Here is a 16,001-nt window from a genome sequence, read left to right on the forward strand (position 1 = left end):
GCACAGTATCCGCACCCGCGCCATCGGGGCATGGCCGATTTTCGCCCGTGCGCCGATATGGCACAATGCGCCGCGTGATTGATCGTTTTTGAGCACCAAGCATGACCGAAACCCTAGCTTCTGCCGTTTCCACCGCCTATGCCAGCGACCCTGCCCGCATCGTCGCCATGTTGGCTACCGAACTGGGCGTGCGCGCGGCGCAGATCGCCGCTGCGGTCGAACTGCTCGACGATGGCGCCACCGTGCCTTTTATTGCGCGCTATCGCAAAGAGGCGACTGGCGGGCTTGATGACACCGTGTTGCGCAACCTCGAAGTACGGCTGGCCTATGTACGCGAGCTTGAAAGCCGGCGCAGCGCCATCCTCGAGTCGATCGCACAGCAAGGCAAGCTCACCCCCGAGCTCGAAAAAGACCTCCTCGGCGCGGACACCAAGCAACGCCTCGAAGACCTTTACGCCCCCTATAAGCCCAAACGCCGCACGCGTGCGCAAATCGCGCGTGAGGCGGGCCTGGAGCCGCTGGCCGACGCCATTCTGGCCGATACAGGCTGCGATCCCGCCGCGCTGGCCCAGGCCTATATCAACGAAGAGGCTGGCGTCAAAGATGCCAAGGCAGCGCTCGACGGCGCGCGCGACATCCTGGCCGAGCGGTATGCCGAAAACGCAGATCTGCTTGCAGATCTGCGCGAGCATCTCTGGAATACCGGCATGCTGTACGCCAAAGTGGTGGAAGGCAAAGAAGCCGAGGGCGATAACTTCCGCGACTGGTTCGATTTCAACGAACGCCTGCGTTCGCTGCCCTCGCATCGCATGCTGGCACTGCTGCGCGGCCGCCAGCAAGGCGTGCTCGACCTGCGCCTGGGCCTGGATGCCGAACTCGAGGCGCGCACGCCCCACCCTTGCGTCGAACGCGTCGCCCGCTTCCTGGGCGTCGATGCCGATTTCGCCCTCGACGCCGCCCCGCGTGGCCGCTGGCTGGGTGAGGTCTGCCGCTGGACATGGCGGGTCAAGCTGCTTACCGCTTTTGAAACCGAGCTCATCGGCCGCCTGCGCGACAACGCGGAGGAAGAAGCCATACGGGTATTTGCCGCCAACCTGAAAGACCTGCTGCTCGCCGCACCGGCAGGCCCCAAGGCCGTACTGGGCCTGGATCCCGGCATACGCACAGGCGTCAAGGTAGCCGCCATCGACGCAACCGGCAAGCTGCTCGACACCGCCACTGTTTATCCCTTCGAGCCCCGGCGCGACCGCGAAGGCAGCATCAACACCTTGGCCGCGCTGACACTACGCCACAAGATCGCGCTGATCGCCATCGGCAACGGCACCGCATCACGCGAAACCGAAAAGCTGGTTGCTGACATGTTCGAGCGCTTTCCCGACCTGAAAGTCACCAAGGTCATGGTGTCCGAGGCCGGCGCATCGGTGTATTCTGCGTCCGAGCTGGCGGCGGCCGAGTTCCCCGACCTCGACGTCAGCCTGCGTGGCGCCGTATCCATTGCCCGCCGGCTGCAGGATCCGCTGGCAGAGCTCGTCAAGATCGAGCCCAAGGCCATCGGCGTAGGCCAGTACCAGCACGACGTCAACCAGCGCGAATTGGCGCGTTCGCTCGATGCCGTGATCGAAGACTGCGTGAACGCGGTGGGCGTCGACGTCAACACGGCGTCCGCGCCGCTGCTCAGCCGGGTGTCGGGGCTGAATGCCACACTGGCCCGCAACATCGTCGCGTGGCGCGATGACAAGGGCGCCTTCCCCGATCGTAAAGCGCTGCTCAACGTGCCTCGTTTCGGCGACAAGGCATTCGAGCAGGCAGCGGGGTTTCTGCGCATACCCAATGGCGCCAATCCGCTCGATGCCTCATCCGTCCACCCCGAAGCCTATCCAGTGGTCGAGCGTATTCTCGCCCGCATCCAGGCCGATGCCCGCCAGGTCATGGGCCGCCAGGGCGCGCTCAAAGGGGTGTCACCGGCCGATTTCACCAACGAACGCTTCGGGCTGCCCACCGTGCGCGATATTTTCCAAGAGATCGAGAAACCCGGCCGCGACCCGCGCCCCGAGTTCAAGACGGCCCAGTTCAAGGAAGGTGTCAACACTTTGGCGGACTTGCACACAGGCATGATCCTGGAAGGCGTGGTCACCAACGTTGCCAATTTCGGCGCATTCGTCGACATCGGGGTGCACCAGGACGGCCTGGTGCATATCTCGGCCCTCTCCAACACCTATGTGAAAGATCCGCGCGATGTCGTGCGTGTGGGCCAGATGGTCAAGGTCAAGGTTCAAGAGGTCGATGCGGCGCGCAAGCGCATCGGCCTGACCATGCGCCTGGACGACGACGCCCCACCCGCGCGCCGTGGTGGCGACCGGCCTGCATCCCAAAGCCGGCGCGGCGATGGCCGACAGGGTGGGCAAGCACAGCAAAGCGCAGGCACAGGTGCCATGGCGGCCGCCTTTGCCAAACTCAAAAGGTAAGGCATGAGCACAACCTCGTTGGATGACACCACACGGCAATCGATGTTGCAGGCGCTGGTGCGCATGCTGTCGTGCGACGACCTGGACCCGCATGAGGTTTCGCGGGTGGTGGACATCTGCCTGCAAGCGGACGCCGACCCAGCCGGCACGCTGCGCACCTATTACGGCAACAACGCCGCCAATGTGGCGCAGTACGACCCAAAGGGCGTAACCGCCTATATCGTGTTTCTGGAGCTCGAAGACTATTTCGCCGTGTCCGATACGGTCGATGAGCTTTATGAACAGATCATCGATGCCTTCGAGCAGCCTCAACTGCCTGAGTACCCCTACGAAGACAACGATTTCGAAACTGTTGCCGACTTTTATCGCTGGGTTGACGCGCAATTACTGGCGCATCACCCGCGCTACCAACTCATCAGCTTTGGTGAAAGCTACACCAACGATTTCCAGGTAGTCCTGGTCTATCGCGAGCAGGCGGCCGACATTCTCGACCTGTGCGCCCGGCTGTCTCTGGCGGCGGGACTCTGCCTGTAGGGCGCAGGCATCCAGAGCCTGCACTGACGCCAGGGCGCTCCTCTCGCAAGGCATATGAGATGAGGTGCTTGCCACGTCCGAGGGCGACGGCCTGGGCGCTCGGGCCACCCCTACCGGTAGCCTTGCGCACATTCAATCCTGCTGCAGCGCCGCGATAGCCTCACGCACCAAAGGCAGCGCCGTGGCCTCGACGTGGGCAACAACATTGCCCTGCACGGTAATTGCCACACCCCCCTGCACCTCGGCGGCCAGCGCGTCGAACGGCTCGCGCTTGAGCGCGGCCATTGCCACGCCGGCCGCCTTGGGTTCATCGAAAGCTTCGGACAGCAACAGCTCCTGCCCGTCGCCTGCTATCAGGCGAAAGCGGAATTTGCCGTCTTCGTCGCGAAAACTGACAAAGCGCGCAAGCTTGCCTTTTTTTGCCCCCACTGTGGGCGCTGCCGCGACTGCAGGCTTGGATGCCGCACGCAGCCCGACTGCCTCGCGCAATTGCTCCATGAACGGGTGCGACAGCTTGCGGGCCTTGGCGGCGCCAGCTTGCAGGATGTCTTCGATGCGGTCGGGCTGGGCGGTGAGCGCCATATAGCGTTCGCGCATAGGGGCCAGTATGCCTTCCAGATGATCGAGCAGCGCATTCTTGGCGTCGCCCCAACCCATGCCGTCTTCAAGCTGTTGGCGGAACTGCGCGGACTGCGCTGGCGTGGCAAAGGCGCGGTAAATGGTGTAAAGATGAGAGTTCTCGGCGTCTTTGGGTTCGCCAGGCGCGCGCGAATCCGTGACAATGCGCATGACGGCCGTTCGCAGCGCCTTGGCGCCACCCTCGAACAGCGGGATGGTGTTGTCGTAGCTCTTGGACATTTTGCGCCCGTCCAGCCCCGGCAGCGTGGCCACCTCTTCATCCACCTGCACCTCAGGCAGCACGAAGAAGTCCTCGCCCCGACCATATAGATGGTTGAAGCGCTGCGCGATATCGCGCGCCATTTCCAGGTGCTGGATCTGATCGCGACCCACTGGCACCCTGTTGGCATTGAACATCAGGATGTCGGCGGCCATCAACACCGGGTAAGAGAACAGGCCCATAGTCACGCCGTCGTCGGGGTCGATGTCGCGCGCCGTGTTCTGGTCAACCGCCGCTTTGTAGGCGTGTGCGCGATTCATCAACCCCTTGGGTGTAACGCAGTTGAGCATCCAGCACAACTCAGGGATCTCGGGAATGTCGGACTGGCGATAGAAAGTGACCTTGTCCGGATCCAGCCCAGCCGCCAACCATGTGGCGGCGATCTCGAGGCGAGATCGTGCAATGCGCTGCGGATCGTCGCATTTGATCAGCGCGTGGAAGTCGGCCATGAAATAAAAGGCATCGACGCCGGGTTGGGCGCTGGCCTCGATCGAAGGGCGGATAGCGCCAGCGTAATTGCCCAGGTGGGGCGTGCCGGAAGTGGTGATGCCAGTAAGGACGCGGGTATTCATAGGCTAGGCTTGTAAGGTGTGCAGGGTGCGGGTGCGGGCGCGGCGTGCGTAGCCCGCAGCGGCGCGAGCCGCATGTGAGCTTATAGTGTAACGGCCTCGCGTCGCGCTTCTTCGAGGTATTCGCGCGATTGCATTTCGAGAATGCGCGACACAGTGCGATGAAACTCGTTGGACATGGGCCCTTTGGTGTAGAGCGCTTCAGCCGGGCACTCGGCCGACATCACCAACTTCACCTTGTGATCGTAGAATACGTCGATCAGCCAGGTGAAGCGCCGCGCCTGCGACGCATCGCGCGGCGCCATGCGAGGGACATCCGACAGTATCACCGTCTGGAAGCGGCTGGCCAGGTCCAGGTAATCGTTCTGTGAGCGCGGGCCACCACACAAGGTTGCAAAGTCGAACCATACAATACTGCCGCCAAGCGCTACCGCCCGCAGCTTGCGGTTTTCCACGATCAGGTCGGGTTCCATCGGCGCAGTATCCAGCAACCGATCGAAGATAGCACGCAGTTCGGCGTTGGTATCACCGGTAATGGGAGTCAGGTACATGCGCACCTGCTCGAGCGCGCGACGCCGGTAGTCGGTGCCAACGTCGACATTGAGCACATCCATACGCTGCTGGATGAGCTTGATCGCCGGCAAAACGCGGTCTCGGTGCAGGCCATCGGGATACAACGTGGACGGCTCGTAGTTGGATGTCATCACGAACGACGTACCGTGCTTGAACAGGCACAGCAAGAGCCGATACAGTATCATGGCGTCGGCCACGTCCGACACATGGAACTCGTCGAAGCAGATCAGCCGGTAGCGCTTGGCAATGCGGCGCGCCACCTCGTCCAGTGGATCCTGCTGGCCACGCACGGCGTCCAGTTCGCGATGCACGCCGCGCATGAATTCGTGAAAATGCACACGCGTCTTGCGCCTGACTGGCACCGTGAGATAGAACGCATCCATCAGGAAGCTCTTGCCCCGGCCAACACCGCCCCACATATATACCCCGCGCGGTACCGGCGGGCGGCGGAAAATCTTCTTCAGCGCCGATGAACGCGCCTTCTTGAAATTGATCCAATCATCGTAATAGCGCTGCAGGCGCTCAATAGCGGCCTCTTGCGCCGCATCGGGCCGGTAGCCGCGCTCGTTCAGCGCCTGATGGTAATACTCGCGTACATTCATAAAAAGGGGCTTTTCAAAGTAAAAAGGGCGAGCCGACCGCCCGCCCTTTTACATGGTCGTGCTGTGCACGAACCGCGCAGATCAGAAGTTGAGCGTGCGCTTGTCGACGGCCAGCGCCGCTTCTTTCATGGCTTCGGACAGCGTGGGGTGCGCATGGCAAATGCGCGCGATGTCTTCGGCCGCGCCGCGGAATTCCATAATGGTAACCGCTTCGGCGATCAATTCGGAAGCCATGGGCCCGATGACGTGCACGCCCAGTACTTCATCCGTCTTGGCATCGGCAATCACCTTGACGAAACCGGTGGTGTCACCCAGCGCGCGAGCACGGCCATTGGCCATGAAGGGGAAGTTGCCGGCCTTATACTCACGGCCTTCGCTCTTGAGCTGCTGCTCGTTCTTGCCTACCCAGGCGATCTCGGGGGAGGTATAGATCACGGAAGGGATAGTGCCGAAATTGACGTGGCCATGTTGCCCCGCAATACGCTCAGCCACCGCAACGCCTTCTTCTTCAGCCTTGTGAGCCAGCATGGGGCCGCGCACGACGTCACCCACCGCCCAGACGTTGGGCAGGTTGGTCCTGCACTCGTCGTCAACCACGATAAAGCCGCGCTCATCGCGCTTCAGGCTTACGGCATCGACACCCAGGCCCTCGACATTGGGCACTCGGCCGATCGAAACGATCAGGTTGTCCACGGCCAGCTTCTGCTCGGCGCCAGCAGCGTCGGTATAGTTGACGGTAACGGTCTTGGCGGTCTGTTTGACCTCACCGATCTTCACGCCGGTCTGGATATTCAAGCCCTGCTTGGTGAATGCCTTGAGGGCTTCCTTGGCAACCTGCTGATCGACCACGGCCAGGAACTCAGGCATCGCTTCGAGCACGGTGACTTCGGCACCCAGGCGGCGCCAGACGCTGCCCAGCTCGAGGCCGATCACACCCGCCCCGATCACGCCCAGTTTCTTGGGGACAGCGGGAATGCGCAGCGCGCCATCGTTGGACAGAATCTGCTTTTCATCGAACGGCAGTCCAGGCAGCGCACGCGGCGACGAGCCCGTAGCGATGACAACATGTTTGGCGACCAGTTCTTCTTCGGCCTTGCCCGACACCTTGATGCTCCAGCCGCCGTCGACCTGTGCCGCGAACGAACCCGTGCCGTGGAAAAAGGTGACCTTGTTCTTCTTGAACAGGTACAGAATACCGTCGTTGTTCTGCTTGACGACGGTATCCTTGCGGCCAATCAGCGTGTCCAGCTTGAGGCTCACGCCTTTCATCTCGATGCCGTGCTCGGCGAAATGGTGATTGGCCTGCTCGAAATGCTCGGACGACTGCAGCAGCGCCTTGGAGGGGATGCATCCCACATTGGTGCAGGTGCCGCCGGGGGCTGGCTTGCCGTCGCTGGTGCTCCAGGCATCGATGCATGCCACGCTCTGGCCAAGCTGGGCGGCACGGATAGCCGCAATATAACCGCCGGGGCCGGCACCGATAACGACTACGTCAAATTGTTTTGCCATGTGATTCTCGATAGATGGGTTGGCGCGGGCACGCGTGGCGCCCGCGAGGCGCGGCACCGCCCACGCCCGCATGGGGCGCCGGCGCATCCGCGTCCGGACAGTACACTCGAAAAGGCCCCGGCCGGCGCACGCAAGACTGCATGCACCCCGGGGCCCGTTCAAGCCCTAGGCCTCATGTGCTCAGATATCCAGCAGCAGGCGTTGGGGATCTTCGAGCGCTTCCTTCATGGCCACCAGGGCCAGTACGGCTTCACGGCCATCGATGATACGGTGGTCGTATGACAGCGCCAGGTAGTTCATCGGGCGGATGACGATCTGGCCGTTCTCGACAACCGGGCGATCCTTGGTGGCGTGAATGCCCAGGATGGCCGATTGCGGCGGGTTGATGATGGGCGTGGAGAGCATGGAGCCAAACACGCCGCCATTGGAAATGGAGAACGTACCGCCAGTGAGCTCTTCAAGGCCAAGCTTGCCGTCGCGGGCGCGGTTGCCGAAGTCGGCGATCTGCTTTTCGATGTCAGCGATAGAGAGCTGATCGGCGTTGCGCAGGATGGGCACCACCAGGCCGCGTGGGCTGCCGACAGCGATCCCGATATCGAAGTAGCCGTGGTAGATGATGTCTTTGCCATCGACGGAGGCGTTCACGACAGGATACTTCTTGAGTGCCGCAACAGCGGCCTTGACGAAGAACGAAGTAAAGCCCAGCTTGACGCCGTGCTCTTTTTCGAACTGGTCTTTGTATTGCTTGCGCAGGTCGAGAATGCCCTGCATGTTGACTTCGTTGAACGTTGTCAGGATGGCGTTTTCAGCTTGCGATTGCAGCAGGCGCTCGGCAACGCGGGCACGCAGGCGGCTCATCGGCACGCGCTGTTCGGGACGGCCATCCAGCGACAGTGTGGGCGGCGCAACGGGCGCAGCAGCTTTCTTGGCGGGAGCGGCACCCGCTTCCAGTGCGTCGCCCTTGGTGATGCGGCCACCGCGGCCGCTGCCTTCGACCGCCGAGGGATCGATACCTTTCTCGGCCAGGATCTTGCCAGCGGCAGGCGAAGTGATCGCCGACGCGACGGGCGCGGCAGCGGCAGCGGCCGGCGCGGCTGCAGGCGCTGCCGCTTCGGCGGCCGGCGCTGCGGCAGTGGCTTTGCCTTCGGTATCGATGCGTGCAAGCACATCGCCCGAGGTGACGGTGCTGCCGTCGCCCTTCACGATCTCCTTGAGCACGCCAGACGCAGGCGCGGGAACCTCCAGCACGACCTTGTCGGTTTCGACTTCAATCAGGATCTCGTCGGCTTCGACCGCTTCACCGGGCTGCTTCTTCCAATTGAGCAGGCTTGCCTCGGAGACAGACTCGGAAAGCTGGGGAACGAGAACGTCAGTAATTGCCATGATGATTATTCCGTGGTGTAAGTATTGGATGCGTGATTACTTGGTCAGCATGAAGCCCTTGAAGCGGGGCGCAAACGCCTGCTCGATCAGGTTGCGCTGCTGCTCCTGGTGCTTGGCGAGATAACCGACCGCGGGCGACGCGGACGCGGGGCGGCCCGCATAACCAAGCTTCTGGCCGTCTGCCATATTCTCGTACAGGTGATGCTGGATGTAGAACCAGGGGCCCTGGTTCTGGGGTTCATCCTGCGTCCAGACGATTTCACGCGCGTTGGAGTACTTCTGCAGCTCGGCCTGGAACGCCTTGTGCGCGAACGGATACAGCTGTTCAACACGAATAATGGCAACGTCCTTGCGGCCGGCTTCGTCACGGGCATGGACCAGGTCGTAGTACACCTTGCCAGAGCAGACGAGCACGCGCTTGACGCCTTCGGCGTCCAGCGTGGCGTCCTGCTCGCCGATGACGGGCAGGAACTGACCGGTGGCCAGGTCGGACAACGGCGACGTGGCCGCCTTGTTGCGCAGGAGCGACTTGGGCGTGAAAATGACCAGCGGCTTGCGGAAGGGCCGGATCATCTGGCGGCGCAGCAGGTGGAAGATCTGCGAACCATTGGTAGGCTGCACCACCTGAATATTGTTGTCGGCGCACAGTTGCAGGAAGCGCTCGATGCGGGCCGAGGAGTGCTCGGGGCCTTGGCCTTCATAGCCGTGCGGCAGCATCATGGTCAGCCCGCACTGGCGGCCCCACTTGGCCTCGCCAGAGGTAATGAACTGGTCGATCACCACCTGGGCGCCGTTGACGAAGTCGCCGAACTGAGCTTCCCAGATCGTTAGCGTATTGGGTTCGGCCGTCGCGTAACCATACTCGAAACCCAGCACTGCCTCTTCGGACAGCACCGAATCGATCACGGTGAATGGGGCCTGGCTGTCGGACACGTTCTGCAGCGGGATATACGTGCCGTCGTCCCAGCGCTCGCGCTTCTGGTCATGCAACACGGCGTGCCGGTGCGTGAACGTGCCGCGGCCCGAGTCCTGGCCCGTGATGCGGATAGCGTAGCCACTGGACACCAGCGTTGCGAATGCCAGATGCTCACCCATGCCCCAGTCAACATTGATCTCACCGTGGGCCATTTTGCGGCGGTCGGCCAGCAGCTTGTTGACCAGCATATGCGGCGTGAAGTTCTCCGGCACCATGGTGATGCGCTCGCCGATGCGGGTAAGCTCCGCCAACGGCACCGCAGTGTCGGCAACATCGGTCCATTTGGCGCCCAGGAAGGGCGACCAATCGGTAGCGTGCTTGTTCTTGTAGTCGGTAAGCACGGGCTCAATGGTGCGCTGGCCATCCTCCATGAGCTGGCGGTAGGCCTTGACCATCTGCTCGGGCTCGTCTTCGGCCAGCACGCCTTGGGCGACGAGCTTGTCGGCATACACCTTCCGGGTACCGGGATGCTTGCCAATGCTCTTGTACATCAGCGGCTGGGTGAGTGCGGGGGTGTCTTGCTCGTTGTGGCCCAGCTTGCGGAAGCAAACGATATCGACCACGACATCGTGCTTGAATTTCATGCGGTATTCCAGCGCCAGCTGGGTCACGAACACAACCGCTTCGGGATCGTCGCCATTGACGTGGAAGACCGGCGCCTCAATCATCTTGACCACATCGGTGCAATACAGCGTCGAACGCGTGTCGCGCGGATCAGACGTGGTGAAACCAATCTGGTTGTTGATGACGATGTGCAGCGTGCCGCCCGTGCCGTAGCCACGCGTCTGGGCCAGGTTGAGCGTTTCCATGACCACACCCTGTCCGGCGAAAGCTGCGTCACCGTGCACCAGCACGGGCAGCACCTGCGAGCCATCCTCGTCATTGCGACGATCTTGGCGGGCACGCACGCTGCCCTCGACCACGGGATTGACGATTTCGAGGTGGGACGGGTTGAAGGCCAGCGACAGGTGTACTGGGCCGCCGCGCGTGGACAGATCACTGGAGAAACCGTTGTGGTATTTCACGTCGCCATCGGTAAGGCCTTCGGCGTGCTTGCCTTCGAACTCGGCGAACAAGTCGCCGGGCATCTTGCCCATGATGTTGACCAGCATGTTCAGGCGGCCGCGGTGGGCCATGCCAACCACGATTTCCTGAATACCGTTTTCGCCGGCATTGTGCACAACCTCGTCCATCGAGGCAATGAAGCTTTCTCCGCCTTCGAGCGAGAAACGCTTCTGGCCGACGTACTTGGTGTGCAGGAAGCGCTCGAGACCTTCGGCTTCGGTGATCTGCTGCAGGATATGGCGCTTGCGGTCGGCGTCGAAAGCCGGCACGCCCAGCGTGGACTCGAGGCGCTCCTGGATCCAGCGCTTGGCGGTCGGATCGGAGATATGCATGAACTCGGCGCCGATGGAGCGGCAATAGGTGTCACGCAAAGCCTTGAGCATGTCGCGCATGGTCATGGTATCGGCTTTGGTGAAATACGTGTTGGTGGCAGCGTATACCTGGTCAAGATCGGCTTCGGTCAGGCCGTAGAACGCGGGATCGAGTTCGGGGATGATCGGGCGGTCGCGGCGCTTGAGCGGATCAAGCTCGGCAAACCGTACGCCCAGCGAACGGTAGGCGGCGATAATGGACTGCACATACAGTTGCTTACCGGCAATCGCCAGGTCGCTTTTGTTGACCTTGGCCAGGAAGGCATTAGCCTTGGCGCGCTGGGCAAAGGACTCGACAACCGGCGCATGGGCCTGGTCGCGCGTGGCCTCATTGCCGTCGGTGGCAGGCTGATGCTGGAGCTGGTCGAAATATGTGCGCCATTGTTCGGCGATAGAACCTGGATTATCGAGGTAGGCTTCGTAGAGCTCCTCGACATAAGGGGCATTGCTGCCGAACAGGTATGAATTGGATAGGAGTTCTTTTTCCGATGACATAGATATACGCTTCACCTAACCGAGCGTCTCGCTCGTTACGATGCAGGACAACCTTCCGCGACACGGCCAGACCGGATAGCGGATAGCGGGGCAGAAGGCAACGTGTACGACGCCTTGAATAGCCGTAGTGCGGCTAGTATACCCTTGAAGCGGTGAAGGGATAAGCCTGCGGTTCGAAATCCAGGATTATTCTGGTAAAGCGCCGACTGTGTGTTGGCTATATCAAACACAGCGCGGTTTTCTCGAGCATGGCGTGGCTTTATGCATTATGCATCATGTGCTCATACGCCATGTGCCGTATTACTATTTCTATTGCTTTCCTTGCCGCCTCCTTCTGTATAGTATCTCTCCCGGCTCAAAATACGCGCACGAATCCGCGATTTTTTATGCAGCAATGCGGCATATTCGATGCATATTTATGTTTCTGCATTTTTGGGTGCAGAATAAATGCCGAACAGCACTATATTCATTCATTTAGCAACTCGAGGAGTTTTCCCATATGGATGCCAAAGCCGATCTGGAGAAGCGGGCGCTGGATTACCACGCCTATCCGTCCCCCGGTAAAGTTTCAGTCGTCCCCACCAAGCCGCTGGCCAACCAGGACGATCTGTCCCTCGCCTATTCTCCCGGCGTGGCATACGCTTGCACAACCATACACAGCCAAGGTGAAGACGCGGCCTCGATGTACACCTCCCGCTCCAACCTTGTGGGGGTGATCACCAACGGCACCGCCGTGCTGGGCTTGGGCAACATTGGCCCGCTGGCCGCCAAGCCGGTCATGGAAGGCAAGGGTTGCCTGTTCAAGAAGTTCGCCGGCATCGATGTTTTCGACATCGAGCTGGCCGAGAACGACCCGGACAAGCTTGTTGACATCATCGCCGCGCTGGAGCCCACGCTGGGCGGCGTCAACCTCGAGGACATCAAGGCGCCCGAATGCTTCTACATCGAGAAGAAGCTGCGCGAGCGCATGAAAATACCCGTGTTCCACGACGATCAGCATGGCACGGCCATCATTTCGTCCGCCGCAGTGCTCAACGGCCTGAAGGTGGTCAACAAGCAGATCGGCGACGTCAAGCTGGTATGCTCGGGCGCCGGGGCGGCCGCCATCGCCTGCCTGGACCTGATGGTCAAGCTGGGCATCAAGCGCAGCAATATCTTCGTGGTCGACTCGCGCGGCGTGATCCGCGAGGGCCGCGAAGAAAACATGGAGCCCAACAAAGCCCGCTATGCGCAAAAGACCGATGCGCGCACCCTGGCCGATGTCTGCGTGGACGCCGACGTATTCCTGGGCTGCTCGGCGCCCGGCGTACTCACCGCCGACATGGTCAAGACCATGGCTGCCAGCCCGCTGATTCTCGCGCTGGCCAACCCAGAGCCCGAAATCCGGCCTGAAGTCGCGAAAGCAGCCCGCCCTGATTGCATCATTGCTACCGGCCGCTCCGACTATCCCAATCAAGTCAACAACGTTCTTTGCTTTCCGTTCATCTTCCGCGGTGCGCTTGATTGCGGTGCAACCGTCATCAATGAGGAGATGAAGCTCGCCTGCGTCAAGGCCATCGCCGAGCTGGCCCAGGCCGAACAAAACGATGAAGTGGCCATGGCCTACGCGGGCCAGGACTTGAGCTTCGGCCCCGATTACATCATCCCAAAACCCTTCGACTCACGCCTGATCGTCAAGATCGCACCCGCCATTGCCGAGGCCGCCGCGGCGTCGGGCGTCGCCCGCCGCCCCATCGAAGACCTGGAAGCCTATCGCCAGAAGCTGATGACGCTGGTGTATCACACGGGCCAACTCATGCGCCCGCTGTTCCAGCAGGCCAAAAGCGCCCCCAAACGCGTCATCTATGCCGACGGTGAAGACGAACGCGTCCTGCGCGCGGCCCAGACCGTGGTGGACGAGAACATTGCCCGCCCCATTCTGGTCGGACGCCCCACTGTCATTGACATGCGTATCAAGAAGTTCGGCCTGAGACTGGCTGTGGGCCGGGATATCGAGATTGTCGATCCCGAGGACGACGCACGCTTCAATGAAACCTGGTCGGCGTACTATAAGCTCAAGGGCCGCGATGGTGTCACACCCGATATCGCCAAGGCCATGATCCGCAAGCACAACTCGCTGATCGGGGTGATGCTGCTGCAGCGCGGAGATGCTGATGCCATGATCTGCGGGGTCAGCAGCCGCTTCGACAACCAGCTCAAGTATGTGGACGAGGTGATAGGCCTGAAGCCGGGTGTGAAAACCTATGCGGCCATGAACGTGCTGATGCTGCCCACGCAAACACTGTTCATCTGCGACACGCATGTCAACGAAGACCCCACTGCGGAACAGATCGCCGACATGACCATCCAGGCTGCGGCAGAGATGCAGCGCTTCGGCATCGTCCCGAAAATCGCCCTGCTCTCGCACTCGAACTTCGGCAGCCGCGTAAGCGCATCGTCGCGCAAGATGGCCGAAGCGCGCAAGATCCTGGCCGAGCGCGCGCCCACGCTGGAAGTCGACGGCGAAATGCATGCCGACTCCGCGCTATCGGAGCAGATCCGCCTGAAAGCCTTTCCTGACTCTACGCTCAAGGGGCCGGCCAATCTGCTGATCGCGCCAAACCTGGATGCCGGCAACATTACCTACAACATGTTGAAGATGACGGGCAGCCACGGCGTCACCATGGGCCCCATCCTGCTGGGCGCCGCGCGTCCCGTGCATATCCTGACTACTTCCTCCACCGTGCGTCGCATCGTCAATATGACGACGCTCGCAGTCGTGGACGCGCAGCAGGAAGCTGGACAGGTCACGCTGTAAGCGTATAAGCGCAGAGGTGGCGGCTGTCTGTGGCAGCCCCCCTCTGCCAAGGCTGCTGCGCAGCCATCATCGAGCCTGCAAAAAACCCGAGCGCCACCAGGCGCTCGGGTTTTTTGCGGGAGCGGATGCACCCCACGCAGACCGCCAGGCTCGCGCCCGGCAGGCCGGCAATGGCTTAACGCGAGCCTTTGATGTCGCGCTCTTGCGCGCCAACGTACAGCTGGCGCGGACGGCCGATCTTGTAGTCGGGGTCGGACAACATTTCGTTCCATTGCGCAATCCAGCCCACGGTGCGGGCCAGCGCGAAGATGGCCGTGAACAGCGAGGTGGGGATGCCGATGGCGCGCTGGACGATGCCCGAGTAGAAGTCGACATTGGGGTACAGCTTGCGCTGGACAAAGTAGTCGTCTTCGAGGGCGATGCGTTCGAGCTCCATGGCCAGCTTGAACAGCGGATCATTTTCCAGGCCCAGTGCGGACAGCACTTCCTTGCAGGTTTCCTGCATGAGCTTGGCCCGGGGATCGTAGTTCTTGTAGACGCGGTGGCCAAAGCCCATCAGGCGCACGCCCGAGTTCTTGTCCTTGACCTTTTCCATGAACTCGCCGACCTTGGCCACACCGCCATTCGCCTGCAGTTCTTCGAGCATCTGCAGGCACGCTTCGTTGGCGCCGCCGTGGGCGGGGCCCCACAGGCATGCCACACCAGCCGCAATGGCGGCAAACGGGTTGGTGCCCGAGGAGCCGCACAGACGCACTGTGGAGGTGGATGCGTTCTGCTCGTGGTCGGCATGCAGAATGAAGATGCGATCAAGCGCGCGCTCGACAACTTCATTCACCTTGTACTCTTCGCACGGGGTGGCGAACATCATGCGCAGAAAGTTGCCGGTGTAGGACAGGTCGTTCTGCGGATAGATGAAAGGCTGGCCCTGCGAGTACTTGTACGCCATGGCGACCAGCGTAGGCATCTTGGCGATCAGGCGGATGGCCGAGACGTGACGATGGTGCGCATTGGTGATGTCGGTGGAGTCGTGGTAGAAGGCGGACAGCGCGCCGACCAGGCCGGTGAGCACGGCCATGGGGTGCGCGTCGCGGCGGAACCCGCGCAGGAAGAAATGCAATTGCTCATGCACCATGGTGTGGTGCGTGACCAGGGAGTCAAACTCTTGCTTCTGCGTGCCATCAGGCAGGTCGCCGTTCAGGATCAGGTAGCAGATATCGAGAAAGTCGCATTTTTGCGCCAATTGCTCGATCGGATAGCCACGATACAGAAGCTGGCCCTTGTCGCCGTCGATATAGGTAATGCCCGATTCGCACGAGGCTGTCGAGAGAAAACCGGGATCGTAGGTGAACATCCCGCTCTGACCGTAGAGCTTGCGAATGTCGATGACGTCTGGCCCTACCGTACCCTGGTAGACCGGAAACTCGATTGATGGGCTGCCGTCGGTGAACGACAGCGTCGCCTTCTTGTCTGACAATTGCATTAGTAGCTTCCTTATAAATTACGACTCTTGCATCTGCTTGATCATCCTGTGCAGCGGAGGGATGTCATAACAGCCTTCCAGCTGTGAACGGCCAAGCAGGATGTCGAGCAGTTCGTTGTCCCCCATATCGAACAGCAGCGTCAACGCGGAAACGTCTTCATCGGTCAACGATGCCTCGTAACGATCGAGAAACCGCGTAATGATCAGATCGTTCTCCAGCAAGCCGCGGCGGGCTCGCCAGCGCAACCGCGCGCGTTCGAGTTCGGACAGTTGTTTCATGGGTG

10 protein-coding genes are annotated in these 16,001 nt (G+C 61.3%); 3 read left to right on the forward strand and 7 right to left on the reverse strand.

Going from position 1 to position 16,001, the window contains the following annotated elements; genetic code table 11:
- Positions 1-101: 101 nt before the first annotated feature.
- Together LOL23_RS09420 and LOL23_RS09425 are read left to right on the forward strand one after the other, a co-directional pair.
- A complete protein-coding gene (locus LOL23_RS09420) occupies positions 102-2,465 on the forward strand; it encodes a Tex family protein (RefSeq protein WP_160979819.1) in 2,364 nt (787 codons plus the stop codon).
- 3 nt (positions 2,466-2,468) lie between these two features.
- Positions 2,469-2,999, forward strand: coding sequence for a hypothetical protein (locus LOL23_RS09425; protein ID WP_237173516.1), 531 nt, complete (start codon positions 2,469-2,471; stop codon positions 2,997-2,999).
- Between the two features lie 132 nt (positions 3,000-3,131).
- On the opposite strand, the gene LOL23_RS09430 is transcribed toward LOL23_RS09425, so the two are convergent.
- The 5 genes from LOL23_RS09430 to LOL23_RS09450 all read right to left on the reverse strand — a co-directional run bounded on the left by LOL23_RS09430 (position 3,132) and on the right by LOL23_RS09450 (position 11,440).
- The gene (locus tag LOL23_RS09430; RefSeq protein WP_160979817.1) at positions 3,132-4,469 is read right to left on the reverse strand and encodes a tryptophan--tRNA ligase; all 1,338 of its coding nucleotides are present in this window, start codon (positions 4,467-4,469) and stop codon (positions 3,132-3,134) included.
- Positions 4,470-4,549: 80 nt separating this feature from the next.
- The gene (zapE, locus tag LOL23_RS09435) at positions 4,550-5,641 is read right to left on the reverse strand and encodes a cell division protein ZapE (RefSeq protein WP_160979815.1); all 1,092 of its coding nucleotides are present in this window, start codon (positions 5,639-5,641) and stop codon (positions 4,550-4,552) included.
- A gap of 81 nt (positions 5,642-5,722) precedes the next feature.
- Positions 5,723-7,150 (reverse strand): dihydrolipoyl dehydrogenase, encoded by a 1,428-nt coding sequence (gene lpdA, locus LOL23_RS09440; RefSeq protein ID WP_160979814.1) that lies wholly within the window; start codon positions 7,148-7,150, stop codon positions 5,723-5,725.
- 180 nt (positions 7,151-7,330) lie between these two features.
- The gene (odhB, locus tag LOL23_RS09445) at positions 7,331-8,533 is read right to left on the reverse strand and encodes a 2-oxoglutarate dehydrogenase complex dihydrolipoyllysine-residue succinyltransferase (protein ID WP_160979812.1); all 1,203 of its coding nucleotides are present in this window, start codon (positions 8,531-8,533) and stop codon (positions 7,331-7,333) included.
- Positions 8,534-8,569: 36 nt separating this feature from the next.
- Positions 8,570-11,440, reverse strand: coding sequence for a 2-oxoglutarate dehydrogenase E1 component (locus tag LOL23_RS09450; RefSeq protein ID WP_160979810.1), 2,871 nt, complete (start codon positions 11,438-11,440; stop codon positions 8,570-8,572).
- A 499-nt stretch (positions 11,441-11,939) separates the two neighbouring features.
- Here LOL23_RS09450 and LOL23_RS09455 point away from each other — a divergent pair, with 499 nt between their 5' ends.
- Positions 11,940-14,237, forward strand: coding sequence for an NADP-dependent malic enzyme (locus LOL23_RS09455; protein WP_160979808.1), 2,298 nt, complete (start codon positions 11,940-11,942; stop codon positions 14,235-14,237).
- Positions 14,238-14,412: 175 nt separating this feature from the next.
- Here LOL23_RS09455 and gltA read toward each other — a convergent pair whose 3' ends face one another.
- Positions 14,413-15,717, reverse strand: coding sequence for a citrate synthase (gene gltA, locus LOL23_RS09460; RefSeq protein WP_160979806.1), 1,305 nt, complete (start codon positions 15,715-15,717; stop codon positions 14,413-14,415).
- An 18-nt stretch (positions 15,718-15,735) separates the two neighbouring features.
- Positions 15,736-15,996, reverse strand: a complete 261-nt coding sequence (locus LOL23_RS09465) for an FAD assembly factor SdhE (protein ID WP_160979804.1) — start codon at positions 15,994-15,996, stop codon at positions 15,736-15,738.
- Positions 15,997-16,001 lie beyond the last annotated feature (5 nt).

The sequence above is a fragment of the Paracandidimonas lactea genome (assembly GCF_021653995.1).
Lineage (GTDB): Bacteria > Pseudomonadota > Gammaproteobacteria > Burkholderiales > Burkholderiaceae_B > Allopusillimonas > Allopusillimonas lactea.

Coding starts and splice junctions, on each gene's coding strand:
- LOL23_RS09420 (WP_160979819.1), top strand. CDS start 102: ATGACCGAAACCCTAGCTTCTGCCGTTTCCACCGCCTATGCCAGCGAC.
- LOL23_RS09425 (WP_237173516.1), top strand. CDS start 2,469: ATGAGCACAACCTCGTTGGATGACACCACACGGCAATCGATGTTGCAG.
- LOL23_RS09430 (WP_160979817.1), bottom strand. CDS start 4,469: ATGAATACCCGCGTCCTTACTGGCATCACCACTTCCGGCACGCCCCAC.
- zapE (WP_160979815.1), bottom strand. CDS start 5,641: ATGAATGTACGCGAGTATTACCATCAGGCGCTGAACGAGCGCGGCTAC.
- lpdA (WP_160979814.1), bottom strand. CDS start 7,150: ATGGCAAAACAATTTGACGTAGTCGTTATCGGTGCCGGCCCCGGCGGT.
- odhB (WP_160979812.1), bottom strand. CDS start 8,533: ATGGCAATTACTGACGTTCTCGTTCCCCAGCTTTCCGAGTCTGTCTCC.
- LOL23_RS09450 (WP_160979810.1), bottom strand. CDS start 11,440: ATGTCATCGGAAAAAGAACTCCTATCCAATTCATACCTGTTCGGCAGC.
- LOL23_RS09455 (WP_160979808.1), top strand. CDS start 11,940: ATGGATGCCAAAGCCGATCTGGAGAAGCGGGCGCTGGATTACCACGCC.
- gltA (WP_160979806.1), bottom strand. CDS start 15,717: ATGCAATTGTCAGACAAGAAGGCGACGCTGTCGTTCACCGACGGCAGC.
- LOL23_RS09465 (WP_160979804.1), bottom strand. CDS start 15,996: ATGAAACAACTGTCCGAACTCGAACGCGCGCGGTTGCGCTGGCGAGCC.